The sequence below is a fragment of the Pararhodospirillum oryzae genome (assembly GCF_007992075.1).
GTDB lineage: Bacteria > Pseudomonadota > Alphaproteobacteria > Rhodospirillales > Rhodospirillaceae > Pararhodospirillum > Pararhodospirillum oryzae.
In genome coordinates this window covers 1-24,986 of the sequence record NZ_BJZO01000062.1, presented here as the reverse complement: position 1 = coordinate 24,986, position 24,986 = coordinate 1, and the positions used below count along the sequence as shown (strand labels likewise).

Annotated in this window: 18 protein-coding genes and 1 pseudogene; 2 read left to right on the top strand and 17 right to left on the bottom strand. The window is 67.2% G+C overall.

The genetic code is table 11. The annotated features are described in order from the left end of the window. From ROR02_RS11420 to hpnC, 6 genes are all read right to left on the bottom strand, one after another. On the bottom strand, positions 1–1,213 hold a 1,213-nt coding region (locus ROR02_RS11420), incomplete at its 3' end, for a HAMP domain-containing protein (RefSeq protein WP_170245083.1). Positions 1,214–1,576: 363 nt separating this feature from the next. After that, positions 1,577–2,305, bottom strand: coding sequence for a phosphorylase family protein (locus tag ROR02_RS11415; protein WP_147164153.1), 729 nt, complete (start codon positions 2,303–2,305; stop codon positions 1,577–1,579). Positions 2,306–2,369: 64 nt separating this feature from the next. Then, positions 2,370–4,343 carry a squalene--hopene cyclase gene (gene shc, locus ROR02_RS11410; RefSeq protein WP_147164156.1) on the bottom strand — a complete coding sequence of 658 codons (1,974 nt, stop codon included), beginning with the start codon at positions 4,341–4,343 and terminating at the stop codon, positions 2,370–2,372. Between the two features lie 113 nt (positions 4,344–4,456). Then, complete coding sequence (gene hpnE, locus ROR02_RS11405; protein ID WP_147164152.1) at positions 4,457–5,719, bottom strand: hydroxysqualene dehydroxylase HpnE; 1,263 nt, start codon at positions 5,717–5,719, stop codon at positions 4,457–4,459. Then, positions 5,716–7,815 carry a presqualene diphosphate synthase HpnD gene (gene hpnD, locus ROR02_RS11400; RefSeq protein WP_147164151.1) on the bottom strand — a complete coding sequence of 700 codons (2,100 nt, stop codon included), beginning with the start codon at positions 7,813–7,815 and terminating at the stop codon, positions 5,716–5,718. Before hpnD ends, hpnE begins: the two co-directional genes overlap by 4 nt. Then, positions 7,812–8,747: a squalene synthase HpnC gene (gene hpnC / locus ROR02_RS11395; RefSeq protein ID WP_147164150.1), complete on the bottom strand. Its 936-nt coding sequence runs from the start codon at positions 8,745–8,747 to the stop codon at positions 7,812–7,814. Before hpnC ends, hpnD begins: the two co-directional genes overlap by 4 nt. A gap of 214 nt (positions 8,748–8,961) precedes the next feature. Between hpnC and ROR02_RS11390 the strand changes: the two are divergent. After that, positions 8,962–12,366: pseudogene (locus ROR02_RS11390) on the top strand (PAS domain S-box protein); the annotation flags it as partial. A 71-nt stretch (positions 12,367–12,437) separates the two neighbouring features. Here ROR02_RS11390 and ROR02_RS17245 read toward each other — a convergent pair. From ROR02_RS17245 to ROR02_RS11350, 8 genes are all read right to left on the bottom strand, one after another. Then, a complete protein-coding gene (locus tag ROR02_RS17245; protein ID WP_147164148.1) occupies positions 12,438–13,736 on the bottom strand; it encodes a cation:proton antiporter domain-containing protein in 1,299 nt (432 codons plus the stop codon). A 185-nt stretch (positions 13,737–13,921) separates the two neighbouring features. Beyond that, positions 13,922–14,425 (bottom strand): single-stranded DNA-binding protein, encoded by a 504-nt coding sequence (ssb, locus tag ROR02_RS11380; RefSeq protein ID WP_147164147.1) that lies wholly within the window; start codon positions 14,423–14,425, stop codon positions 13,922–13,924. A gap of 239 nt (positions 14,426–14,664) precedes the next feature. Then, positions 14,665–15,771 (bottom strand): branched-chain amino acid ABC transporter substrate-binding protein, encoded by a 1,107-nt coding sequence (locus tag ROR02_RS11375; RefSeq protein ID WP_147164146.1) that lies wholly within the window; start codon positions 15,769–15,771, stop codon positions 14,665–14,667. 125 nt (positions 15,772–15,896) lie between these two features. After that, a complete protein-coding gene (locus tag ROR02_RS11370) occupies positions 15,897–16,253 on the bottom strand; it encodes a DUF6867 family protein (RefSeq protein ID WP_147164145.1) in 357 nt (118 codons plus the stop codon). Between the two features lie 2 nt (positions 16,254–16,255). Continuing rightward, complete coding sequence (locus tag ROR02_RS11365; RefSeq protein ID WP_147164144.1) at positions 16,256–16,999, bottom strand: ABC transporter ATP-binding protein; 744 nt, start codon at positions 16,997–16,999, stop codon at positions 16,256–16,258. Further along, positions 16,992–17,909 carry an ABC transporter ATP-binding protein gene (locus tag ROR02_RS11360; protein WP_147164143.1) on the bottom strand — a complete coding sequence of 306 codons (918 nt, stop codon included), beginning with the start codon at positions 17,907–17,909 and terminating at the stop codon, positions 16,992–16,994. The genes ROR02_RS11365 and ROR02_RS11360 overlap by 8 nt, the downstream gene beginning before the upstream one ends. Next, positions 17,906–19,240: a high-affinity branched-chain amino acid ABC transporter permease LivM gene (livM, locus tag ROR02_RS11355; RefSeq protein ID WP_147164155.1), complete on the bottom strand. Its 1,335-nt coding sequence runs from the start codon at positions 19,238–19,240 to the stop codon at positions 17,906–17,908. The genes ROR02_RS11360 and livM overlap by 4 nt, the downstream gene beginning before the upstream one ends. Continuing rightward, positions 19,240–20,154 carry an ABC transporter permease subunit gene (locus ROR02_RS11350; RefSeq protein WP_147164142.1) on the bottom strand — a complete coding sequence of 305 codons (915 nt, stop codon included), beginning with the start codon at positions 20,152–20,154 and terminating at the stop codon, positions 19,240–19,242. The genes livM and ROR02_RS11350 overlap by 1 nt, the downstream gene beginning before the upstream one ends. A gap of 289 nt (positions 20,155–20,443) precedes the next feature. Here ROR02_RS11350 and uvrA point away from each other — a divergent pair, with 289 nt between their 5' ends. Beyond that, complete coding sequence (gene uvrA / locus ROR02_RS11345) at positions 20,444–23,287, top strand: excinuclease ABC subunit UvrA (protein WP_147164141.1); 2,844 nt, start codon at positions 20,444–20,446, stop codon at positions 23,285–23,287. A gap of 121 nt (positions 23,288–23,408) precedes the next feature. On the opposite strand, the gene ROR02_RS11340 is transcribed toward uvrA, so the two are convergent. The 3 genes from ROR02_RS11340 to ROR02_RS11330 all read right to left on the bottom strand — a co-directional run bounded on the left by ROR02_RS11340 (position 23,409) and on the right by ROR02_RS11330 (position 24,690). Beyond that, complete coding sequence (locus ROR02_RS11340) at positions 23,409–23,759, bottom strand: acyl carrier protein (protein WP_147164140.1); 351 nt, start codon at positions 23,757–23,759, stop codon at positions 23,409–23,411. Between the two features lie 260 nt (positions 23,760–24,019). Further along, entirely contained in the window at positions 24,020–24,439 is a 420-nt protein-coding gene (locus ROR02_RS11335; RefSeq protein ID WP_147164139.1) for a type II toxin-antitoxin system VapC family toxin, read from the bottom strand. Beyond that, a complete protein-coding gene (locus tag ROR02_RS11330) occupies positions 24,436–24,690 on the bottom strand; it encodes a FitA-like ribbon-helix-helix domain-containing protein (protein ID WP_147164138.1) in 255 nt (84 codons plus the stop codon). Before ROR02_RS11330 ends, ROR02_RS11335 begins: the two co-directional genes overlap by 4 nt. Positions 24,691–24,986 lie beyond the last annotated feature (296 nt).

The window sequence follows — 24,986 nt, the reverse complement described above, 5'->3', positions numbered from 1 at the left end:
GCGCCGCGATCGAGTTGATCAGCGTGGCCACGCTGCCGATCCGGGCCACCGCTTCGGAAAGCGAGGTGATCGTCCGCTGGGCGCCTTCCGAGGCCATCACCGCCGAGCCCGTTACCTCGGTGGCCGTGCTGACCTGGCGCGAGATCTCCGCGATCGCCCCTGAAAGCTGATGGGCCGCCGCCGCCACGGTTTCGGCGTTGGCCAGGGCCTGGGCGGCCGCCGAGGAAACCCCCTGGCTGTTGTCGCCCACCGCCGCCGCCGAGTGGGCCATGCCGTCGGCGTTGTCGGCCATGGCGCGGGTCATCTCGGCGATGGCGTCCACCGCTTGGCGTGACTCGTGCTCCACCGTTTCCGCCATGACGCGAAGAGCCTCGATCTTCGCCTTCTCGGCTTCGGCGTGTTCCCGGGCCTGGGCGCCTTTCAAGCGTTCGCCCTCGATCATGGCGGCCTTGAACACTCCCACGGCGCGGGCGATCTCGCCCACCTCGTCCCGGCGCCCACCGCCTTCGACCGCCACCGTCAGGTCTCCAGCGCTCAAGCGGTCCATGGTCCGGGCAATCGCGCGCACCGGTGCCGTGATGGTGCGCGCAATCATCAGCAGCAAGATCACCAGAACAGCCGTGAGTCCGGCCGACAGCGTGACCGCCAGCACCTTGAAGAACTCTTCTTGTTCGGCGGCCCGCGCCTCGGTGCGTTCGGCGATGGCATTGGCCCCGATCACCACCTTGTCAATCGCCGCGCGGTGGGTTTCGTAGGCGTCGGTCATTTCCTTGAACGCCGCCCGCGCCGCGTCCGTGTCCTGGCGGGCCAGGGCGGGGAAAAAGGCTGTGTCGCACGTCCGAAAAAAGCGAAGCGCGGGATCGTATGAAGCCGACAACAAATCCCGGGCCACGTCCGGCGGCAACGACGCGTTCAGCCAGACCTGATGACGCGTCATGTACTCCTGCTTGAGCGCCTCGATGCGATCCTTCAACCCGGCGACCGTTGCCGGCGAGGCGTCCAAGGCCTTGGTCGCCAGAAGATACGGCTCGATAATATATTCGGGAGGGGGAAGAATATCGGCGACCAAATCCTTGGCCTGGATAATATCCTTATAAATGGCGCCATTGACCTTGATCGCATCCAAGGCCACCCACCAGCAGGTGACGATGGATCCGATCGATACAACGGACAACACCATTGCCATGATCAGTTTTGACCGAATCGTCATCATGGCCATTATATCGTCTCCATTCAGCAGATCCTGAATTTCCGGAGGGATTAAATGTCGGAGGGGGGTCCCGCCTGGCCTGGCCGCCGGGTCGCCCTGAAAAAACGACGATACCGGCAGGGTTTTGCCCACAACATGGGCTCTCGTTCGCGCGACGCGCAAAAAGGCGCCATCAGCACATAGCCCATCCTTCCCGCCCCGGCAAGACACTTGGAAGGCATGCGCGGCGTCACGATGCACTTAAAGTATGTAAGGAGGGGAAGAGAACGCTCCGAGCCGGCCTCGCCCCCCAAGGCGGCATCCTTGCGGGCGGCTTGAAAAAGCGGTGAAAACGGCCTGAACGGGAGCCATCAGGCTCCCGCCTTCCTACCCTTCGGAGGAACCCGAGGCCAGGGCCGCGAGGAAGTGTCCGGCGTGGGTCAGGGTTTCGCGGGCGCACCCTGCGTCGCGGGCCAGGGCGATCAGGGCCGGTATCCGGGTGGGCCGGGCCACGACGGCGGCGAGCACCGGAATCGCGCGGGTGGCGCCTTCGGCGTCCACGCCCTTCAGGGCCCAGGCCGGGATGCCTCGATCGGCCGGATCGGCGACGGCGCGAACCACCAGGAACGGACGCCGGGCGGCGTGCGCCACGGCGGCGATGGCATGGCTTTCCATGTCCACGGCGCACGCTCCGGTCGCGCGAGTCAGGGCCGCCTTCGCGTCCGGAGTCGTCACGGGATCGTCCACCCCGGCCAGCAAGCCGTGGTTTGCCGCCAGTCCCTGGGCGCGCAAGGCAGCCAGAAGCGCGTCCGCCACCGGGAAAAGGGCGGGCGGCCCGGATTCATCGGCCGAAGCCGGAGACTCCAGAGGCTCGGCCCTCACCACGGCGGTGGGCAGCAAAAGGGTTCCGGGGGGAAGGGCCGGGTCGAGACCGCCGGCGGTCCCGAAGCTGACCAGCGCGCCACACCCTTCCGCCAGCAGGCGGCGCGCGGCGATGGCGGCGGCCCGGGGGCCGGGCCCCAGGCACAAGGTTCGAACGCCGGGCGGGAGCAAGGCCGCTTCCAGGGCAAGGCCACAAACCACGCCCAAGGTGGGGAAGGAAGAGGCGTGTCCCATGGGGAAGGTCTCCGTCCGGGTCGAAAAAAAGGGGCGCCAGACAACCGGCGCCCCTTTCTTGCGTTTACATCCCGTACAGGGGCCGGGCGCCGTTGCCCTGGCTCAGGTTGCGATAGCGGGCCAGGGCCCACAAGGGGAAATACGCCGAATAGCCGTGATAACGCAGATAGAAGATTCGCGGGAACCCGACCGCGTTGTACAGCTCTTCTTGCCACTTGCCGCCATCGCGCGGCGCTTCCAGCAAATAGCGCACGCCGCGCTCGACCTCGGGCGAGTCCACCTCGCCGGCGGCCATCAGGCCCAACAGGGCCCAGGCGGTTTGCGAGGGCGTGCTGCCCTTGACCTCGGTCTTGCGGTCTTGCCAGTAGGTGGCGCAGTCCTCGCCCCATCCCCCATCGGCCTGCTGGCGGGCCTTCAGCCAGTCCACGGCCTTGCGCACGCGCGGGTCCTGGGGATCGACGCCCACGGCATTCAGCGCGTTCAGCGCCGACCAGGTGCCATAGATGTAGTTGGTGCCCCAGCGGCCGAACCAGGAACCATCAGGCTCCTGCTCGCTCCACAGGAAGTCCACGCCACGACGGACCACCGGATCCTCGATGGTGCGGCCGATCTGGGCCAGCATGCCCAGGCAGCGCGCCGACACGTCCACCGTGGGCGGGTCCAGCAAGGCGCCGTGGTCGGCGAACGGAATGTGGTTGAGGAAGTCCGTGTTGTTCTCGGCATCGAAGGCGCCCCAGCCGCCGTTGGCGGACTGCATGCCCACGATCCATTCCTCGGCGCGGGCAATGGCTTCCTTGTTCACCTCGGGCTCGCCCGAGCGATCCAGGGCCATGACCACCACGGCGGTGTCGTCCACGTCGGGGTAGTAGTCGTTCCAGTACTGGAACGCCCAGCCGCCCGGACGCAGGTGGCCGCGATTGTGCGCCCAGTCGCCCACCACGTTCAAAATCTGGCGGCCGCGCAGCCAGTCATGGGCGCGGGCGATCGGGGCATCCCCGGCCTTGAGGCCGGCTTCCTGCAAGGCGTGGCTGGCAAGGCAGGTATCCCACACCGGCGACAGGCAGGGCTGGACGTACTCCACGTCTCCGTGACGGACGCACAACCCATCCACCGCTTCGCGCGCGGTGCGCACGTTCGGGTGATCCTTGGGCAGACCCAAGGTGTGGTAGGCCATCAAGGTGTTGGCGATGGCGGGATAAATCCCCCCCAGGCCATCCTTGCCGTTCAGCCGCTTTTCGATGAAATCCAGGGCCCAGGCCTCGGCGCGGGCGCGGAACAGGCGGTGCACCGCCGGCTCGATGACGCGCAGGACCTTGTCGATCTGAATCAAGGCGGCCCCGATCCAGTGCCCGGTCGGATTCTTCATCCAGTCGCGCACCCGCTCGGGGTTCTCGCGAAACAGCTCGGCAATGCCAATCCCGCGCGGATTCACCGCCCGCGCCTTGCGCGAGTACAGCATCATGAGCGGGGTCATCACCGTGCGCGACCAGTAGCTGACCTTGGTCGTGTGGAACGGCGCCCAGCGCGGCAGCAGCACGGCTTCGATCGGCGTCACCGGGCACGCGCGCCAGGGCACCTGCCCGAACATGGCCAGCGTGAAGCGGGTGAACACGTTGGAACGCTCGGCGCCGCCGTGGGCCAGGATGGCGGCGCGGGCCTTGCGCATGTGGGGGGCGTTGGGGTCGTCCCCCACCAGCTTCAGGGCGTAGTAGGCCTTGACGCTGGCCGACATGTCGAAGTCGCCGTCGTGGAACAGGGGCCAGCCGCCATGCTTGCCCTGGATACGGCGCAGATAACGCGCCAGGCGCTGTTCCCGCTCGTCGTCGATTTCATCCAGGAAGTGGTTCAGCAGGATGTATTCAGCGGGAATGGTGGCATCCGCCTCCAGCTCGAACACCCAGTGACCATCGTCGTTCTGGTGCTCGGCCAGCCAGCGCGACGCTTCGCCGATGATGGCGTCAAGGTCCTGGGACCCGATCCCCTCCACCTCGGCGAGCGGGACATCGGCTTCCCGCAAAAATACACTCGCGTCCTTCATAGCATCCACGCTCTCGCTTCACGATCGCACAACACGAAAGGGGCGCCGTTACCGACGCCCGATTTGTCCGGTGGCTTTTGTGGAGAAAAGCGCCCGCGAAGTCAAGTGCACCCCTAGTGCAGTGCAGCATCGCCCGCCGCTTCACCCGAACGGATGGCTCCCTCGATTGTTGCCGGCAAACCCGTCGCGGTCCAGTCTCCGGCAAGAAATAAATTGGCAAATTCTGTAAAACGCGCCGGTCTTGACTGCTCCTGGACCGGGGTCTGGGCCAAGGTGGCGCGGTGTTCGCGGATCAAGCGAAAAGCGGGGCACGGTCCGCGCGCGACGCTGGGCAAGGCCTCCCTCAGCTCGGCCCACACACCGGTGGCCACGGTGTCGGAGTCGGCGCCGTCCAGGGCCCGGGCGGCGCTGATGGTCACCGACAGCACGTCGCCGCGCACGAACGCCCACTCGGCCACGCCCCCCAGCAGCCCCAGGGGCACGCGCTCGTCCGCCGCCTCGGGCGCCCGGTCGAGCCTGAAGTGCAGGTTGACAATCGGATGGTGCCGGGTCGGCACGCGCAGGCCCGGCACCAGGCGACCGGCCACCCAGGCCGGCACCGCCAGCACCACCCGGTCGGCGGCGCCCACCGGCACCGGGTCGCCCCCGGCCAGGCGCAGCGCGCGCACCCGGCCGCCTTCCAGGTCCAACGCGTCCACCCGGCACCCCAGGCGCACCGTGCCCCCCCGGGCCGTGAGCCAGGCCAGGGCGGGATCGATGAAGGTGGCGCTCAGGCTCTCGCGGGCGACGCGCGGCCGGCACGCCGCCTCGCCCCGGCCAAAGGTTTCGCGCAGCACCGGGGCCAGCAGCCGCGCGCACGCCTCCTCGGGGGCCGTGTTGAGCACGGCGACGCACAACGGCGCCCACAGCCGTTCGTAAAGCGCCGTGCCCGGGCGCAAGGCCTGGGCCACCGTGGCGTCGGGCGCGGCCGTCAACAGCCGGAGCGCTTCCAGGTAGTCGCGGGCCCGGGTGCCGGGAATGCGCCGCGCGGGATCAAGGATCCACCAGGGCAGCAGCCCCGGATTGGGGGCCAGGGTCCAGCGCGCCTTGGTCCGGGCGTCGAAGAAATCCAGGCGGGCCCGAGGGGGACCCACCAGGGCATCGGCCGCCCCGATGGTGTCGAGGTAGGCCCGGACCCGCTGGTTGCCCGAGAGCAACAGGTGGGTCCCGTTGTCCAGAACCCGGCCCAGGCGGGCATCGGGGAACGAACGGCAGCGCCCCCCGGCCTGGGGCGCGCCCTCGATCAGCGACACGCGCGCGCCGGCCCCGGTCAGGCGCACGGCGGCCGCCAGTCCCGCGACCCCGGCTCCGATCACATGAACGACGGGCGCGCTCATAGCAGACCGTGACGCAGGGCAATGAACAGTTTCACCCGGCCCGGCACCGAAACCGGCTGATCCAGGTGATCCCACCCCCGCGCCAGAAGGGCGCGCAGGTAGCGGCGGTACACCTCCTTCATGATCACCGCCGGGCGGATGGTGCGCCGGTGACACAAGGCGTGCAGGCGGTCGGCCTCGGCCAGCTCGGCGGCGGCCTTGCCCGCCAGCTCGGCGCACACCCGCCGGGTCGCGGGATGCGCCAGCACCGCCTTCAAATCATGGGTGTCGGTCAGGCCATGGGCCCGCAACCGGCTGAGCGGCAGGTACAGCCGGTTCAAGGTCGCGTCCTCGGCCACGTCGCGCAGGATGTTGATCAGCTGCAAGGCCAGCCCGGTATGATGCGCGATGTCGTCGATCAGGCGCGGTTCCACGCCGAAGATCCGGTTCGACAGGCGCCCCACGGCACAGGCCACCTTGTCGCAATAGTCCTCAAGGCCCGGGATGTCGGCAATGCGCACCTGATCGCCGGCGTCCATTTCCATGCCCGCGATGATGGCCAGGAAATCCTCGCGGCGCAGGGCATGACGCCAGCGCGGACCGTCCAGGGCGCGGGCCACGGGATGGGTGGGCTCGCGGTGGGGGTCGAACAGGGCGTCGATTTCCTCGCGCCACCGCGCGAGGCGGGCACGCTTGTCGGCCTCGGTGCCGGGGCCGTCGGCGATGTCGTCCACTTCCCGGCAGAAGGCATACAGCGCGTACATGGCCTCGCGCCGTTCGCGCGGCAAAATCCGCATGGCGCCATAAAACGAGGTGCCCGAGGCGCGGGTGATGGCGGTCACGTGGGCAATCAGGGCCCGCTCGGTGGCCAGGGCCTGGGCCTCCTGGGCCTGGGGATCGGGGGAAGGCTCCGGCGCAGGAGACTCCACGCTTTCCGAAGCCCCCTGGCGCCCCTGGCCGGCATAGGCGCGGCCCTTCCACTCCCCTCCCCGGCCCAGGTAATGGCGCCGGGCCGAATCAACGGTCATCAGGGTGTACAAGAACGCGGCCGCCGGCAGGGCCAGGCCACTGAGAGCCGGGCGGCGGTACAAGCGCAAGGTCGGCCGGTACAGCGCCGCCATGCCCACCCAGCCGGCCAGCCCCAGGGCGGCCGCCGACAGGTCGGCCCGGGCCAGCCCCAGGACGGCGACCGCCGGCGGCACCAGATACAAAAGCGCCATGCCGATCACGGTGCCGATCAGGCGCCAGGGAGAACGCTCCAGCTGGACGTAGGCCGAGCGCGCGACCATGGCCCACACGTCGCCCAGGTCCTCGTAGACCCGCAGGCTGCGGGTGCGCCCCGCCAGCCCCAGCCAGATCGGTCCCTTTTCCTTCAGGCGGGCGGCCAGGGCGCAGTCGTCGATCAGGGCGCCGCGCACGGACTCCACCCCCCCGATGGCCTCCAGGGCCTCGCGCCGGATCAGCATGCACCCGCCCGCGGCCGCCGCTTGCGAATGATCGGGGTCGTTCACCTGCGGGAACGGATAGAGCTTCTGGAAAAAGAAGATGAAGGCCGGAATCAAAAGGTGTTCCCAGAAGCTGCGGCAGCGCAGCTTGACCATCAGCGAGGCCAGCACCAGCCCCTCGCGCTCGCACTTGCCGATCAGGCGCGCGATGTTGCCCGGCGCGTGCTCGATATCGGCATCCGTCAGCAGCACGTAGCGCGCGTCGGGCATCACGCGGGCGGCCTCGGCCAAGCCCTGGTGGACCGCCCACAGCTTGCCCGACCAGCCCGGCGGCAGCGGCTGCCCCGCAACCACGCTCAGGCGATGCTGGCCATCGCTGACCCCCACCGCGCCTTCCCGGGCGGCCGTCGCGGTATCATCGATGCTGTTGTCGTCAACCACGACCACGTGCAGCGGGCCCGGATAGCTCTGGTTCAAAAGCGAGTGCACGGTCACGGCGATGGTCTGGGCCTCGTCGCGGGCGGGAATGACCGCCACCAGGCCCGGGGCGGGCGTGGGCAGCACCGTGCTTGCGTCCAGGCGCTGGTCGCAGCGCCAGAACCGCCGCCGGGTCAGCAGCAGAAAAGCCCAGGCCAGCAGCGACAAGGCGGCCAGGATTTCGGGAAAGGTCATGGCCGGGCCTCCTGGGGCGTTTCTTTGCGGAAGCGGGAACGGACAAGAGCCCAGGTGCCCCGAGCCAGGCCGCGGACGGCGCACCCGATCAGGGCGGGCTTGTCCAGCTTGACCCGGACCGCCAGGGGATCCTGGCGGCGCAGGCGCGCGATCAGGGCCAGGGCGATTTCAACGATCACCGCCGCTTCCAGGGCGAGGCGGCCGTCCCGGATATCCCAGGGCAAGGCCCGGGCCCGATCCATCAGCCGGTCGCAGCCCTCCAGGCACCGGTCCATCACCGCGCGCACGGCCGGGGTCGCGGCGGGCAAGGCCAGGTCCTCCACCCGGGCCCCCGCCTCGGCCATCCAGTCGGCCGGCAGGTAGACCCGGTCCAGGTCGCGATAATCGTCGGCGGCGTCCTGGAGATGGTTGATCACCTGCAAGGCGGCGCACAGGGCATCCGAGGCTTCGACGCCGCCCGAGCGCGAACCGCCATGCAGCGCGATCAGGTAGCGCCCCACTGGCGCCGCTGAAAGGGCGCAGTAGTCCATCAGGTCGTCCCACGAATGGGTGCGGTTGCGCCGGGCGTCGCGGCGAAAGGCCTCGACCAGATCGGTCGCGTGGCGGGCGGGAACGCCGGTGGCGGCCAGGCTTTCGCGCAAGGCATGGGCCTTGGCGAAGGCCGGGTCCGGCCCCATCCGCCCCAGGATGGCGGCTTCGAAGCCGTCGAGACGGGCTATCTTGTCGGCGCCCGAAAGCGCGGGCGCGTCGGCAATGTCATCGATGGCCCGGGCAAACGCGTAATAACACGCGACATGTGGGCGCACCCGGGCCGAGAGCAGCACGGAGCCAACCGGAAAATTCTCGGTGGCCGCCGACTTGCCGGAAGGACTCTCGACGGGGCCGGTCCCCCCGACGCTCGGGGGGGCGGGCGGGGAAGAGGAGAAAGCCATGGGGTGTACCCTGCCAAACAAGGAAGTGCTTCGCCTGTAGCACAGCCCCCGCCGTCGCGCCACCCATCCAGCGTGACCGTCCATGCCTTGCACCCGCGCCTTCGCATCCCCTAGTCAAGGAAAGATCAGAAATGGCATGGTCAGGTCCTGAGCGTAAGACGGTAGACGGAAGGCGGGTGACGCCCTCTCGGATCCCGGGGGTGGAGGGTAGCAAATGGGGGTGATGGTGGGGATCGACGGAGATGCGCACAACGGCCTGCCCCTCCAGGACGAGGACCCTCCGGCAGGAGAGGGGGGAAGGCACCCTCTCCTGGATGCCCTGGCCTTTCCCGCCGCCGTGATCGGACCCTCGGGCGAAATCCTGGCCCTGAACGCCCCCCTGGCGGACTGGCTCGGCGGACCCGCCCCCGCGCCGGCGTCCCCTGCCCTGCCCGCGCTTGAGGTGGCGCCAGGCCCGGAACGGCCGGCGGTGCCGCTGGCGGCCTGGCTTCGCGAACCGCCCGCCTCGGGCCCCCTTCCCGGCCTGCTCCACACCGCTCCGGCGCGGGCGGTTCTGGTCAGCGCGCGACCGCTCGGGCCCGGGGGCCCCTTCCTGCTCGTGCTGGCCCCGGCCGCGCGGAGCGAGGCCCCCGCCGCCGCCCTGCCCGCGTCCGCGTCTTCCCCCGACACGGCCCGCGCGCTCGATCGCCTGGCCGGGCTGGGCCATTGGGAATGGCGGCGCGACAGCGCCACCGTCACCTGCTCCGTTCCCCTGCTCGACCTGCTCAAGGAACAAGGCTCCGGCGAACAGACCGTTCGCGCGCTGTTGCGCCGCCTGCCCCCGCGCGATCGCCGCCTGGTGATGCTGGCCCTGCGGCGGATCGGCCAGGGCCGCGATATCCTGCGCCTGACCTGCCGCCTGACCCTGGCCGACCACCGGGTGCTGCACCTGCGCCTGCTGGGGCTGGTGGAACGCGACGACGCCGGGCGCATGCTCCGGATCCATGGCCTGGGCCAGGATGTGACCCATCAGGTCGAGGCTGCCCTGGCGCTGGCGGCCTCGGAAAGCCGGTTTCGGGGCATCCTGGAGTGCGCGGGAGACCCCATTTACATCCACGACCTTTCGGGCCGGATTCTCGACGCCACCCCCCAGGCCTGCATCGCCACCGGCTACACCCTGGAGGAACTGCGCGCCTCGTCGGTGCCCGACATCGATGTCAGCACCACGCTGGAAGGCCTGACCCAAGGTTGGGTATCCCTGGTGCCCGGCCACCCCGTGACCCGCCAGGGCCGGCACCGGCGCAAGGATGGCAGCGAATACCCGGTTGAAATCCGCCTGGCCTTGTTCCTGGACGCGGGCGAGCGGCGCTTTGTCGCGGTGGCGCGCGACATCAGCGAACGCGAGCGCAATCAGCGCGACATTGCCCTGGCCGCCGAGCGCTTCCGGGCCTTTTTCGATCTCGACATGCTGGGGGTCGGCGTGCTGGACGCCGAACGGCGCTGGCTTCAGGTCAACGACACGCTGCTGAAACTGATCGGCCGCGAGCGGGCCGAGGTGATCGGGCGCCCGTGGGGGCACATGCTCGATCCCGACGACCGGGGGCGCGACGAGGTCCTGTTTCGGGATCTCGCGAGGTCGCGCCGGCGTTCGTACTCCATCGACACCCGCCTGCGCGATTCCCGCGACCGGGCCGTGCCCGTGCGCCTGTCGATGGGCGCCGTCCGTGACACGACCGGCGCCATCACCCAGGTGATGCTTCTGATCCAGGATCTTTCCGACCGCCAGGCGTGGGAAGCGGCCAAGGCCGAAAGCGAGGCGCGGCTACGCTCGCTGATCAATACCACCACCGATGCCATTGCCCTGCTGGATCCCGACGGCACGATCCGGGTGATCAACCGGGCGGGCGCCCACCTGCTGGGATCCACCCCGCGCCAGGCCCTCAACCGCACCTTCTATTCCTTCCTCAACCGTAGCGAGGCCGTGGACCGGCGCCACGTGTTCCACGAGGTCCTCAGCACCATGCTTCCCACCAACCGGGAAGAGCAGTGGGGCGAGCGCTGGATGGACGTGGTGATTTTTCCGGTGCTTGATGGCACCGGCAGGGCCATCGGCCTGACCTTGCACGCGCGCGACATCACCCGCCGGCGCGAGACCGAACAGCGCCTCAAGGACAACGAAGCCCGCCTGCGCGGGGCCTTCGACGGCGCGGTGCATGGCATTGCCCTGATTTCACTCGATGGTGGCCTGCTTCGGGTCAACGGCGCGCTGGCCCGCATCCTGGAACGCCCCTCCCACAACCTGCTCGCCGGGGATTATCGGGTTTTCTCCCATCCCGACCACCCCCGGCCCGATGATTTCGACGCGATGATCCGGGGGCATCTCACCGAATGCTCGGTCGAGCGCCCGGTGCTGCGCGGGGATGGGGAAAGCAGCTGGATTCACGTCGCGGGATCGCTGGCCAAGGCCGACGACGATACCCCGCTTTATTTCGTGGTCCATGTGCAAGACATCACGGGGCGGCGTCAGGCGGAAGAGCGGGCCCGCACCGCCGAAAGCCACCTCCTTGAAGCCGCCGCCCTGATTTCCGAGGGCATGCTGCTGTTCGACGCCAGCGACCGGCTGGTCTTGTTCAACGCCGCCTATCTGCGGCACATGCCCGAACTGACCGATGCCATCCGCCCGGGCGCCACCCTTCGGGATCTGTCGGACCAGATCCTCGCCCGGCGCCTGATGGTGCCGTCGTTCTCGAAGCCCATGCCCTATCCCTCCGATCCGCTGGGGCTCTCCCGCGCGCGACCCGACCGCACCAGCACCTTCGAATTCATGCGCCCCGATGGACGCTGCTTCCTGGTGCGCACCAGCCGCACCCGGGCCGGATACACGCTGATCTTGGGATCCGACATCACCGACATGAAAACCCGCGAGCGCATGCTGGCGGACTCCAAGGAAGCGGCGGAATCCGCCAACCGGGCGAAAAGCGAGTTCCTGGCCAACATGAGCCACGAACTGCGCACCCCCTTGAACGCCATCATCGGATTTTCGGACATTCTGCAAGGGGAGATGTTCGGCCCCCTGGGCAACCCGGTGTACACGGAATACGCGCGGCGCATCCATGAATCCGGGCTCCACCTGCTCGACATCATCAGCGATATTCTGGACCTGTCGAAAATCGAGGCGGGCGAGCTGGTTCTGGAGGAAACGGCGGTGGACCTGCGCGCGCTCACCGACGAGGCCGTGCTCATGCTGCGCACGCTGGCCGACCTGAAGCACATCGACCTCGCCAACAAAATCCGCCCGGATCTTCCCCTTCTCTGGGGGGATCCGTTGCGCCTCAAGCAAATCTTGCTCAACCTGATCAACAACGCCCTCAAATTCACCCCCGAGGGCGGGTCGGTCTCGATCCGCGCCGGCCTCGACTCCCGGGGAGGCGTGGCCCTGGCGGTCGACGACACCGGCATTGGCATGGACGAGGAAGGGGTGCGCGTCGCCCTCACCCCCTTCGGCCAGATCGCCAGCGCCTACACCCGGCAGGAAGGCGGAACCGGCCTGGGGCTGCCCCTGACCTTGAAACTGGTCCATGCCCACGAGGGCCTTCTGGACATTCGCAGCCGTCCCGGAGCCGGCACCTCGGTCAGCGCCTCCTTTCCGCCCCACCGCACCCGCGCCCCCGGCTCGCAGGCCGAAGGGCGGGCGCTTCCGGTGGCCGCCCCTCAGGAAGACGACGTGTCCTTGGAAGTCGGGGGGGAAGTCGGGGGGGACGTCGGGAGGGAAGCCGTGGGTGAAGCAGCCGGCGGAGGGGGCGCATCGTCGGAGTCCCCCCCCAGCCAGCGCTCCAGCGGCCCCAGGGCGTGAAACAGCAAAGGATTGAGGGCAATCGACAACAGCGCGCCGGCCAGGATGTAACTCAGCCCCGCCTGGGGCAGCAGACCCAGGCTCACCCCCAGGCCGGCCAGGATGAACGAAAACTCACCGATCTGGGCGAGGCTGGCCGACACGGTAAGCGCGGTGCCCCGCCCGTACCCAAACATGCGCACGATCGCGAAGGCGGCCAGGGACTTGCCCACCACGATCACCAGCACCACCGCCAGCACCGCCAAGGGGTCGGCCCACAACAGTTCAGGATCGAACAGCATCCCGACCGACACGAAGAACAAAACGGCGAAGGCATCCTTCAACGGCAGGGAATCAGCGGCCGCCTGGTGACTGAGCTTGGATTCACTCATCACAAGCCCGGCGAAAAACGCCCCCAGGGCAAACGAAACGCCGAACAAGGTCGAGGACAGGTAAGCCAGCCCCATGGCCAGGGCCAGCACGGTCAGGGTGAACAATTCGCGGGAGTTCTGACGGGCCACCACTTCCAGGATCCGGGGCACGATGCGCCCGCCCGCCACCAGCACCAGCACGATGAACAGGCCCACCTTGGCCACCGTCAGGCCCAAGGTCAGGGCCAGGCTGGCTTCCGACACCGCTCCGTCGGTCCCCTCCCCCTGGGATCCCGCCAGGGCTGGCAGCAAAACCAGGGCGATGACCATCGCCAGGTCCTCGACCACCAGCCAGCCAACGGCAATGCGCCCTCGTTCGGTATCGATCTGGTTGCGGTCCTCCAGGGCGCGCAGCAGCACAACCGTGCTCGCCACCGACAAGGCCAGGCCAAAAACCAGCCCGGCCCCCCACCCCCAATCCCACCACAGGGCAAGCCCGCCCCCGATCAGGGTCGCCACCGCGATCTGACCCAAGGCGCCGGGAATGGCGATATGGCGGACAGCCCACAGGTCGCGCACCGAAAAGTGCAGGCCCACCCCGAACATCAGCAAAATAACGCCGACTTCGGCCAGTTCCTGGGCCAGGGGGCCGTTGGCGACAAAGCCGGGGGTGAAGGGGCCCACCGCGATGCCGGCCAGCAGGTAACCGACCAGGGGAGAGAGGTGCAAACGGCTGGCCAGCCAACCCAAGGGTGCCGCGAACACCAGGCTCATGGCAAAGGTCGAAAGCAACGGGGTGTCGTGCATCGGGATTCCTAAAACATCAATTAACCAATGGGATGGGGCGCCCCTAACATGGTCACCGTGTCCCGCGCCCGCAAGCCATCATGCCGCGAGGAAAACCACGACCCGACCCGGTCCCCGGGTCGTCGTGCCCCGACACCCGATAAAAAAATGCCCCAGGGACCGCGAGGCCCCCGGGGCTTGCCCGATCAGAACGGAATGTCGTCGTCGAGGTCGGCCGGCCCGGACTGAGGCGCGCGATCCCAGCCTTGCCCGCCCGACGACCGGGGCTCGGAGAAGCCACCGGCCGCCGGCGCGCCGCCGTAGCCACCGCTTTCTCCGCCACCGGCGTAACTGCCGCCCTCGCCGCGACCATCAAGCATGGTCATCTCGGCCCCCGGCCCTTGCAACACCACCTCGGTCGTGTAGCGATCCTGACCGCTTTGATCCTGCCACTTGCGGGTCTGCAAGGAGCCGCACAGGTACACTTTCGAGCCCTTGCGCAAATAGCGTTCGGCGATATCGGCCAGCGGGCCAAAAATCGCCACCGCATGCCATTCGGTCCGCTCGCGCCGTTCCCCGGTCTGGCGATCCTTCCAGGTCTCCGAGGTCGCCACCCGCAGATGCGTTACCTTGTTGCCGTTTTGAAACGTGCGGGTTTCCGGGTCCTTGCCGAGGTTCCCGATGAGAATAACCTTATTGACACCCGCCATTGCCGCTCTCGCCTTTTTGTTGCACTACCACGTCTTCCAGATCCCCCGCTCGGGCCTTGCGCCCTACCGCATCGAGACTCCGGCTTTTGCCGGCCAAGTCTGCCTTGCCCGCCCCGACGGAAGCAAGCCCCACCCGGGCCGTCCCGTCCACAATCGGCACAGGGGCCGGATCGTGCGACCCGGCCCCTGGTTTGGCGTGGTAATCACGAAGGCGCGCGCGGCCTTCGCGTCAGCGGTGATCAGTCGGCGTAATAGTCGTAGTTGCCGCCCTTCCACTTGTAGACGACATAGCCCGGCGCCGAGACGTCACCCTTGGCATCGAAGCCGATCTTGCCCAGCACGGTGTCGAACTGGTCGGCATGCAACGCGGTCGCGACCTTGGCCGCGTCGGGGCTGCCGGCCTTCTCGGCGGCCTGGGCCCAGGCCTGGATGGCGCCATAGGTGTACAGCGTGTAGCCCTCGGCGTTGTATCCATCGGCCTGGAACGCCTTCACCACCTGCGAGGCATCCGGGTTCTTGCGCGGGTCGGGCGAGAAGGTGAACAAGGTGCCATCGCTGGCCGGACCCGCGATCGAGGCAAACTCGGTCGCCACCAGGGCGTCACCCGACATCAAGGTGATGTCCAGGCCCTGGTCCTTGGCCTGACGCACGATCAGGCCGGCCTCGGTGTAGTAGCCCCCCAGATAAACGATCTGGATGCCTTCGTTCTTCATCTTGGTGACCAGGGCCGAGTAGTCCTTTTCGCCGGCCGTGATCGCCTCGAACATCGCTTCCTGGACACCCGCGGCGTTCAGCGCGGCCTTGGTTTCGTCGGCCAGCCCCTTGCCGTAGGCGCTCTTGTCGTGAAGGATGGCGACTTTCTTGTCGCCGAACTTATCCTTCAGGAAGTCGCCGGCGATCACGCCTTGCTGATCATCGCGCCCGCAGGTCCGGAACACCAGGGACTTCCCTTCCTCGGTCAACTTGGGGTTGGTCGAAGCCGGGGAAATCTGAAGGATGCCTTCCTCCTGGTACACCGCCGAGGCCGGAATGGACGACCCCGAGCAGAAGTGCCCGGCCACGAACACCACCCCGTCGTTGGCCATCTGGTTGGCCACGGCCACCGCCTGCTTGGGATCGCAAGCATCGTCGCCGACCTTCAGTTCCAGCATCTGGCCCAGCACGCCGCCCTTGGCGTTGAGGTCCTTGACCGCCATCTGGGCGCCCTTGGCCATCTGCTCGCCAAACGAAGCATACTGGCCGGTCATCGGGCCGACGGTGGCAATGATGATCTCGGCCTGGGCCACGCCCGCGCCCAGAACAACAGCGGCGGCGGTGGCAAGAAGTCCGGTCTTGAATGTGCGCATGTCAACCACTCTCCTGGTTGTGGTAAGAAATCCGTTCGCTTCGAAAACCGATCCGGCCCCCGTCCGTTCGTCAAGGCGGGGCCGGGCACCAAACCAACCCGGCAGGCGGATTTTCTCCGCCGCCGTCAGGCTCCGTTGCCTTTCTCGCGCCACCCGAACAGGCCGGTGCGCTCGAACAGCCAGGGATATTGCGTCACCATTTTGTGCACGTGGGTCAGACGGTAGGCAAGCGCGGCGAAGGCGATCAAAAGCAGGACATCGATCACAAACCCACTCGCCGACAATAAGGTGCCCCCGAACAAGGCATGCAAGAAAAAGCGGTTGGCCGCCGCCAGCAACACCCCATAGGGCAGCGCCTGCCACAAGGGCCGCCACGTGGCGGCCAGGGCCTGCCCGGTCATCCAGGCGACCCAGCCCACCAGCCCCGCCGTGAACACCAGGTAGGTGAACGGCGGCGCCCCCAGCACCAAGGAAAGATCCATGCCTAGTGTCCTCCCTCCAGGTAGGCGGCCCGGATTTCCGGGTTTGCCAGAAGCTCGGACCCGGGCCCGCTCAGCGTGACCAGCCCGTTGACCAGGACATACGCCCGGTGAGCCAGGCGCAGCGCATGAAACGCATTTTGTTCAACCAGGAAAACGGTCATGCCCTGGCGTTGGTTGATTTCCTGGATCGCGGCGAAGATCTGGCGCACCACCAGGGGCGCGAGACCCAGCGACGGCTCATCCAGCAAAAGCAGGCGCGGCCGGCTCATCAGGGCGCGGCCGATCGCCAGCATCTGCTGCTCGCCCCCCGACAAGGTGCCGCCACGTTGCTCGCGGCGTTCCTCCAGGCGGGGAAACAAGGTGAACACCTGGCGCAGATCGTCCTGGAAATGGGCGGGATCGGCGATCAGGGCCCCCATTTGCAGGTTTTCGTACACCGTCATGCGCGAAAAAATGCGCCGCCCCTCGGGCGAATGGGCAATGCCCAGCCGCACGATGCGGTCGGTGGCCAGGCGGGTGATGTCCTGGCCCGCGAAGCGCACCGTGCCCGAATGGGCACGCGGCTCGCCGCAGATGGTGTTCAACAGCGTGGTCTTGCCGGCGCCATTGGAGCCGATCAAGGTCACGATCTCGCCCGCGTGCACGCTGAGATCCACGCCGCGCAGGGCCTCGATCATGCCATAGCGGGTACGGACGCCCTCGACCTCCAGAAGCGGGGTGTCGGGGCGGATGACAGGATCAGGCATCACGGCCCCCCTTCGCATCGACTTGCAGCCCCAGATCGCTGGCAACCTCGGCCGGCAGATCCTCGTCCTCGGCCTCGCCCAGGTAGGCCTTGATCACCGCCGGGTCCTCGCGGACCTCGCGCGGCGAGCCGTCGGCGATCTTGCGCCCGTGATCGAGCACGATGATATGGTCGGAAATGCCCATGACAACGCTCATGTCATGCTCGATCAACAGCAGCCCGATCCCGTGCTCGTCGCGGATGGACAGCAACAGCGTGTTGAGATCCAGCGATTCCTTGGGGTTCAGGCCGGCGGCGGGTTCGTCGAGGCACAACAGCACGGGCTGGATGCACATGGCCCGGGCGATTTCCAGGCGGCGCTGGTCGCCATAGGGCAGGTTCTGGGCTTCCCAGTCGGCGCGCTCGGTCAGACCCACCCGGTCCAGCCAGTAGCGGGCCCGTTCAAGCGCCGCGCGTTCGGCCCGGCGATAGACCGGCAGGCCCAGAAGGCCCGCGATCGAGAACAACGACGCGCGCATCAAGACGTTGTGCTGGGCCACGATCAGGTTTTCCAGCACCGACATCCGCCCGAACAGGCGGATGTTCTGGAAGGTGCGCCCGATATCCGCCTTTTGCGCCACCCGGAACCCTTCCATGCGTTCCAGGTAGTAGGGCCGGCGCTTGCGCGGGTGGTGCAAAATCAGGCGCCCCACGGTTGGCTTGTAAAAGCCGGTCAGGCAGTTGAACACCGTGGTCTTGCCGGCGCCGTTGGGGCCGATGATCGAGGTGATCTCGCCGCCCCGGGCCTGGAACGACAGATCATCGATCGCGACCAGGCCTCCAAAGCGCATGGTCAGGTGTTCAACCTCCAGCAACACGGGCCGCGAGGGAGAAGAAGACGTCGGGATCGGGGAGACGACGGACGCGTTCATGCCGGGTCTCCCTCGGGTGCGACGCGGCCCTTCTTGCCGCCCAATCGCAAGGTTGGATCGCGATAGGCCAGCAGCCCCCCCGGACGCCAGACCATCACCGCGACCATCGCCGCGCCAAACACCAGCATGCGGTACTGCTCGAACTCGCGGAAAATCTCGGGCATGACCACCAGGACAAAGGCGGCGATCACCACCCCCACCTGACTGCCCATGCCGCCCAGGACGACGATGGCCAAGATCACGGCGCTTTCCATGAACGAGAAGCTCTCGGGACTGATGAACCCCTGGCGGGTCGCGAAGAACGATCCGGCGAAGCCCCCGAACATGGCTCCCAGCGCGAAAGCCGAAAGTTTGATGTTGGTGGGGTTGATGCCCAGCGACCGGCAGGCGATTTCATCCTCGCGCAGGGCTTCCCACGCCCGGCCCACCGGCAAGCGCCGGATGCGCTGCGTGAACAGATTGGTCAGCACGGCGAGCGCCAGGATCACGTAGAACAGGAAAATCACCCGGTGCAGGGGCGAGTAGTCGATCCCCAGCAGCTGGTGGAAGGTCATCGCGCCATCGGACGCCGTGCGCGAGAACTCGAAGCCGAAAAACGACGGCCGGGGAATGGCGCTCACCCCGTTCGGGCCGTGGGTGACGGGAACCCAGTTCAGCAAGATCACGCGAATGATCTCGCCGAAGCCCAAGGTGACGATCGCCAGGTAGTCGCCGCGCAACCGCAACACGGGAAAGCCCAGCGTCACCCCGAAAAAGGCGGCGAACAGGCCGGCCAGAGGCAGGCACACCCAAAACGACCAGCCGAATTCGGTGGCCAGCAGGGCGTAGGAATAAGCCCCCACCGCGTAGAAGGCCACGTACCCCAGATCCAGAAGCCCGGCCAGCCCGACCACGATGTTGAGCCCCCAGCCCAGCATGATGTAAATCATCCAGGTGGTGGCCACGTCGATGGTGTAGCGGTTGCCAAAGGACGTGAGGGGAAAGGCAATGGCCAGGACCAGGGCAATCAGCCCGATGCTGGTCATGTTGTAGCGCAGGAACGACCCCACGGGACGCAGCGCGGCGCCCAGGGCCCCGGTCGAGCGCCGCCGTCCGGGCCACTCCCGCCACACGATCAGCAGCAAGCGCCCCACGAACACGGCCCCGATCGCCCAGGCCCAATCCTCCCAGCGCTTGACCAGTTGCAGGCCACTGGTCAGGTTTTCGGAATAGAGGCCGATGAACGGCAGGAACAAAACCGCGCCCAAGAACGTGGTCACGCCCAGTTCCCGGGCCAGCGGCCCCAGGCGCGAGGCCAGACCAGCCGGGGCGGAGGTTGGAGCGATGGTCATCATACCTTCTCCACTTCCGGCTTGCCCAGGAAACCCGTCGGCTTGAAAATAAGGACGAGCACAAGGATGCCAAACGTGGCCACATCCTTGTATTCAATGGTGAAATAGGCGCTCCAGAAGGCTTCGATCAAGCCGATCATCAAGCCCCCCAGCATCGCCCCGGGCAGCGAGCCAATCCCCCCCAGGACGGCGGCCGTGAAGGCCTTCATCCCGGCCAGGAAGCCGACGTAGAAGTCGATGACCCCGTAGTACAAGGTGGTGATCAACCCCGCGACCGCCGCCAGCGTGGCGCCCAGGACAAAGGTCAGTGAAATCGTCCGGTCCACGTTGACCCCGACCAGCGCCGCCATTTTGCGGTCTTGCTCGCACGCCCGCTGCTGACGGCCCAGCGAGGTGCTTGTGATCAGGTACGTGAACGCGATCATCAGGCCCACGGTCAGCAGCCAGATGATGATCTGAAGATAGCTGAGCTGCACCCCGAAGCCATCTTGCGAATAGATCTCGAATCCGCCCTGGATGATGGGCTGAATCGATTTGACCCGCGCGCCTTGCGTGATCTGCACGTAGTTTTGCAAGGCGATCGACATGCCGATGGCCGAGATCAGGGGCGCCAGCCGGAACGACCCGCGCAGGGGCCGGTAGGCCAGCCTCTCCACTGTCCAGCCATAGGCCGCCGTGAAAACCATCGACACCACCAGCATCGCCATCAGGCCCAGGGGCACCGAGGCCATTTCGGCCCCCCCCAGAACCAGATAGGTGGTGATCGCCAGAAAAGCGCCGATCATGTAAATTTCGCCGTGGGCGAAATTAATCATCCCAATAATGCCATAAACCATCGTATAGCCGATGGCGATCAGGCCATAGATCGCTCCGAGCGTCAGCCCGTTGATCAGTTGCTGCAGGAAATAGGCCACCCCGCCCCCTTATTTTTCTGGTCGTGGGATTTGACGGATCCCGGAGTTCCCGCCTTGACCCCGTTCCGCCGCGCCGTCCGCCGGGACCGACCCCTTGGTCCACTCCTCGACAAACGACGCCGGTCATGCGTGTTACAACAGGTCTGGGCGCAAGCGCAATTGCTTGCATGCCCACGGTTTCAGCATGGTCGGCAGGCCATGCCTCTAACGGCGGCGTGGCCAACGGGGCCCGGGCGCGCTAAGGATCAGGGCCCTCCCCCCGGAGGGTTGACCAAAAGGCGAGACGAGAATGAACGCTCATGAACTGTGTGTACGCGGGGCCCGGGAACACAACCTCAAAAATATCTCCGTGGTGTTGCCCCGCGACAAGTTGGTGGTGATCACCGGACTGTCCGGCTCGGGAAAATCGAGCCTCGCCTTCGATACCATCTACGCCGAGGGGCAGCGCCGCTACGTGGAATCGTTGTCGGCCTACGCGCGTCAGTTCCTGGAGCTGATGCAAAAACCCGACGTGGACGCCATCGACGGCCTGTCGCCCGCCATCTCGATCGAACAAAAAACCACCAGCCGCAACCCGCGTTCGACCGTGGGCACGGTGACCGAAATCCACGACTACATGCGACTCCTGTGGGCGCGGGTTGGCGTGCCCCACTCCCCGGCCACGGGTCTGCCGATCGAAAGCCAGACCGTGAGCCAGATGGTCGATCGCATCATGGCCCTGGCCCCCGAGACCCGGCTTTACGTGCTGGCGCCACTGGCGCGTGGGCGCAAGGGCGAGTTTCGCAAGGAACTGGCGGATCTGGGCCGGCGCGGCTTCAGCCGGGTCAAGGTGGATGGCACGGTATACGAGCTGGGCGAGGTCCCGGCGCTCAACAAAAAGATCAAGCACGACATCGAGGTGGTGGTGGATCGCCTGATCGTGCGCCCGGGCCTGGAAAGCCGGCTGGCCGACTCGCTGGAAACCGCCCTGGGGCTGACCGAGGCCGAGGGGCTGGTGCTGGTGGAAAACGCCACCACCGGCGAGCGCCACACCTTTTCCACCCGCTTCGCCTGCCCGGTCAGCGGCTTCACGATCGATGAAATCGAACCGCGCCTGTTTTCGTTCAACAGCCCGTTCGGCGCCTGCCCGGTGTGCGACGGCCTGGGCGTGACCTTGTATTTCGACCCCGCCCTGGTCGTTCCCAACCCCAATCTGACCTTGAAGGCCGGCGCGCTGGCGCCCTGGTCGAGCCAGAGCCAGCCGTCCCCCTACTACGCCGACGCCATTGCGAGCGTCGCCGCCCACTATGGCGCCGACATGGAAACGCCCTGGCGCGACCTGCCCGAGCGCGTGCGCGACGTGCTGTTGAACGGCTCGGGCACCGAGGTCGTTCCCCTGGTGTTTGAAAACGACCGCCGCTCGTTTCGCACCAGCAAGCCGTTCGAGGGCGTGCTGGCCAATATTGCCCGGCGCTGGCGCGAGACCGATAGCAATTGGGTGCGCGAGGAACTCTCGCGCTATCAGTCGGGGGCGCCCTGCGAAGCCTGCGGGGGCGCGCGCCTGAAGCCCGAGGCGCTGGCGGTCAAGATCCTGGGCCGGCACATTGGCGAAATCTCGGACCTCTCGATCGCCGACTCCCGGGCCTGGTTCGCCGGCCTGGAAGAGCAGTTGGGCGAAAAGCAGCGCGAGATCGCCCGGCGCATCCTGCGCGAGATCAACGACCGCCTGGGCTTCCTGGGCAACGTCGGCCTCGACTATCTCACGTTGGCCCGGGGTTCGGGCACCTTGTCGGGCGGCGAAAGCCAGCGCATCCGCCTGGCCAGCCAGATCGGTTCGGGGCTTACCGGCGTGCTGTACGTGCTTGACGAGCCCTCGATCGGCCTGCACCAGCGCGACAACGACCGTCTTCTGGAAACGCTGCGCCGCCTGCGCGACCTGGGCAACACCGTGATCGTGGTCGAGCACGACGAGGACGCCATCCGCTCGGCCGACCATCTGGTGGACATGGGCCCGGGCGCGGGCCTGCACGGGGGCCACGTGGTGGCCGAAGGCACCCCGGCCGAGGTCATGGCCTGCCCCGACAGCCTGACCGGCCAGTATCTGACGGGAACGCGCAAGATCGAGGTGCCCCGCAGCCGTCGCCCCGGCAACGGGCAGCATCTGGTGGTGCGGGGCGCGCGCTCCCATAACCTCAAGGGCATCGACGCCACCATCCCCCTGGGCACGCTGACCTGCGTCACCGGGGTTTCGGGGGGCGGCAAGTCCACCTTGGTGATCGAAACCCTGTACAAGGCCCTGGCCCGCGCGCTCAACGACAGCCGCGACCCGCCGGGCCTGCACGACGGCCTGGAGGGGGTGGAGCATATCGACAAGATCGTGGACATCGACCAGTCCCCGATCGGCCGCACGCCGCGTTCCAACCCCGCCACCTACACCGGCGCCTTCACCCCCATCCGCGACTGGTTCGCCGGCCTGCCCGAGGCCAAGGCGCGCGGCTACAAGCCCGGCCGCTTTTCGTTCAACGTCAAGGGCGGACGCTGCGAAGCCTGCCAGGGCGACGGGGTGATCAAGATCGAAATGCACTTCCTGCCCGATGTCTACGTGACCTGCGACGTGTGCAAGGGCAAGCGCTACAACCGCGAAACCCTGGACATCACCTTCAAGGGCAAGTCCATCGCCGACGTGCTGGCGATGACCGTGGACGAAGCGGCCGAGTTCTTCCACGCCGTGCCCGCCGTGCGCGACAAGATGGACCTGCTGGCCCGCGTCGGGCTGGGGTACATCAAGGTCGGCCAGCAGGCGACGACGCTGTCGGGCGGCGAGGCGCAGCGGGTCAAGCTGTCGAAGGAGCTATCCCGGCGCGCCACCGGGCGGACCTTGTACATCCTCGACGAGCCCACCACCGGCCTGCATTTCGAGGATGTCAACAAGCTCCTTACCGTGTTGCAGGCCCTGGTGGACCAGGGGAACACGGTGCTGGTGATCGAGCACAATCTGGAAGTCATCAAGTGCGCCGACCACCTGATCGACCTGGGCCCCGAAGGGGGCGCCGGCGGCGGGCGCATCGTGGCCACCGGCACCCCGGAGGAGGTCGCCGCCTCCCCCCACAGCCACACCGGCCGCTACCTGCGCGCGAGCCTGGGCCTGGAGTGACAAAACGCCGCGCGGACGGGCTCCGGAACACCGGAGCGCGCCCCGCGGCTTGAGCGCGTGCGGCCTTTCAGGCGAACGTGCCCGGTGCGGCCTTTCAGGCCAACGTGCTTGGTGCGGCCTTTCAGGCCGCCTGGGCGCGAGGATTGAGAGCGGCGGCGCGGGCAACAAAGTCGTCGCCCAAAAACTCGGGACGCTTGTAAAGGCCGTTCAGCCACGCGGCCAGCATGCACAATTCCTCGAACTTCACGAGCTCGTCGAGGGTGCCCGGGGGAAACTGGATGGAAAAGCTGCCGGCAATGATGTCCAGCACTTCCTCGACCTGCTCGGCGCTGAGCCCGATATCGGTTTCGATCGAGGCATGACGGGTGAGCTTGTCTTCCTCGATCCCGTATTCATCGCGGATCAGCTTCACGACCCACCGGAACAGATTCATCCAGTTCTTGACCTCGGAGATATCCCGGTCGAACGCCATGGCTGCCCCATTCGTGCACGCCCCCGGCCCCCACGCCCCCGCGCCGTGCCAGACAGGCAAGAAAAACGCCCCGTGGTCCGCGCCCTTTGCGGCCGCGCATTTCATGCTAGACTTTTGGATAATCCTACCCTGATCCCGGCGCGGGTCAAGAACCCAAGCATGATTGTTTTCTTCCCGCATCCCGCTTCCGTCAACCCGATCGCGCGGCGGCGATTTGCTCGGCGATTGATCCGTTCGGAACCGGGCGTGGCCCTGCTTCACTATCCAACTGTCCAGGGGTCGATAACCGGAACACCGGCCGCCGTGAAGGCGCTGGCGTCACGCGTGGCGACCGCGAAACCATGCGCCGTGGCGATGGCCGCGATGTAACCGTCTGGTGTGGGAAAGCCTTTGCCCGCCTTGCGCGCCGCAACGGCAAGGTCCGCGTAGCGACGCGCGGCAGCCGTATCGAAGGGCAGGATTCTGCCGTCGAACAGGCCGAGCACGCCGTCAAGCAGGGCCGCGAGCTTCTGCTTGCGCCGCCCGTCCGACAGCGCGCCGAGACCAAACAGCAGTTCCGCGACGGTGACGCTGGAAAGATAAAGGGTTTCGGCGGCCTGCGTATCCAGCCAATCCGGCACGGCGGGAGCCGGTTCCGGTTTCATCGCCTCGGAAACGACATTGGTGTCGAGGACGATCATTCAAAGCGCATGGGGTTGGCGGGCGTCCGGTCGCGGCCCTGTTCCAGCGCCTCGACATCGGCGTTGGTCAGCCCGACATCGCGACTCAACGCCGCCACGGCGGACCCAAGGCGAACACGGTTGGCGGGACGAACCGCAGCGTCCAGGATGTCGCGCATCTCAGCCTCGGTGCTGCGACCATGACGGGCCGCGCGCACCTTGAGGGCGCGGTGCGTCTCTTCGGACAGGTTGCGAATGGTGACGGCGGGCATCCGATAGCACCTCCTGAAATCCGAGGGCGATGCTATCAATATACTTTAACCGCCATCACACGACAAGGAACGCCCCCATTTCGCGAACCCGTTCCGCTCTCTGGCCGGCTGGCCGATACCGCTCGTCCGGCGCGCCAGGGCCGGGAATCCGATGACTCCGCCGCCCGCACCGCAGAAAATTTGCCCCCAGATGTCCTGACGGCACGGCCTGCTTGGTGACGCCATGGACCACCGCATTGTCCGCAACGACGGCGGGCCTGGACGAACACTTCCGCGTCGAAGGCCGGAAAACCTGA

Coding starts and splice junctions, on each gene's coding strand:
- shc (WP_147164156.1), bottom strand. CDS start 4,343: ATGAAGGACGCGAGTGTATTTTTGCGGGAAGCCGATGTCCCGCTCGCC.
- ssb (WP_147164147.1), bottom strand. CDS start 14,425: ATGGCGGGTGTCAATAAGGTTATTCTCATCGGGAACCTCGGCAAGGAC.
- hpnD (WP_147164151.1), bottom strand. CDS start 7,815: ATGACCTTTCCCGAAATCCTGGCCGCCTTGTCGCTGCTGGCCTGGGCT.
- ROR02_RS11370 (WP_147164145.1), bottom strand. CDS start 16,253: ATGGATCTTTCCTTGGTGCTGGGGGCGCCGCCGTTCACCTACCTGGTG.
- ROR02_RS11330 (WP_147164138.1), bottom strand. CDS start 24,690: ATGCCCGCCGTCACCATTCGCAACCTGTCCGAAGAGACGCACCGCGCC.
- ROR02_RS11415 (WP_147164153.1), bottom strand. CDS start 2,305: ATGGGACACGCCTCTTCCTTCCCCACCTTGGGCGTGGTTTGTGGCCTT.
- hpnE (WP_147164152.1), bottom strand. CDS start 5,719: ATGAGCGCGCCCGTCGTTCATGTGATCGGAGCCGGGGTCGCGGGACTG.
- ROR02_RS17245 (WP_147164148.1), bottom strand. CDS start 13,736: ATGCACGACACCCCGTTGCTTTCGACCTTTGCCATGAGCCTGGTGTTC.
- ROR02_RS11365 (WP_147164144.1), bottom strand. CDS start 16,999: ATGCCTGATCCTGTCATCCGCCCCGACACCCCGCTTCTGGAGGTCGAG.
- livM (WP_147164155.1), bottom strand. CDS start 19,240: ATGACCATCGCTCCAACCTCCGCCCCGGCTGGTCTGGCCTCGCGCCTG.
- ROR02_RS11360 (WP_147164143.1), bottom strand. CDS start 17,909: ATGAACGCGTCCGTCGTCTCCCCGATCCCGACGTCTTCTTCTCCCTCG.
- ROR02_RS11340 (WP_147164140.1), bottom strand. CDS start 23,759: ATGGCGTTCGACCGGGATATCTCCGAGGTCAAGAACTGGATGAATCTG.
- uvrA (WP_147164141.1), top strand. CDS start 20,444: ATGAACGCTCATGAACTGTGTGTACGCGGGGCCCGGGAACACAACCTC.
- ROR02_RS11335 (WP_147164139.1), bottom strand. CDS start 24,439: ATGATCGTCCTCGACACCAATGTCGTTTCCGAGGCGATGAAACCGGAA.
- ROR02_RS11375 (WP_147164146.1), bottom strand. CDS start 15,771: ATGCGCACATTCAAGACCGGACTTCTTGCCACCGCCGCCGCTGTTGTT.
- hpnC (WP_147164150.1), bottom strand. CDS start 8,747: ATGGCTTTCTCCTCTTCCCCGCCCGCCCCCCCGAGCGTCGGGGGGACC.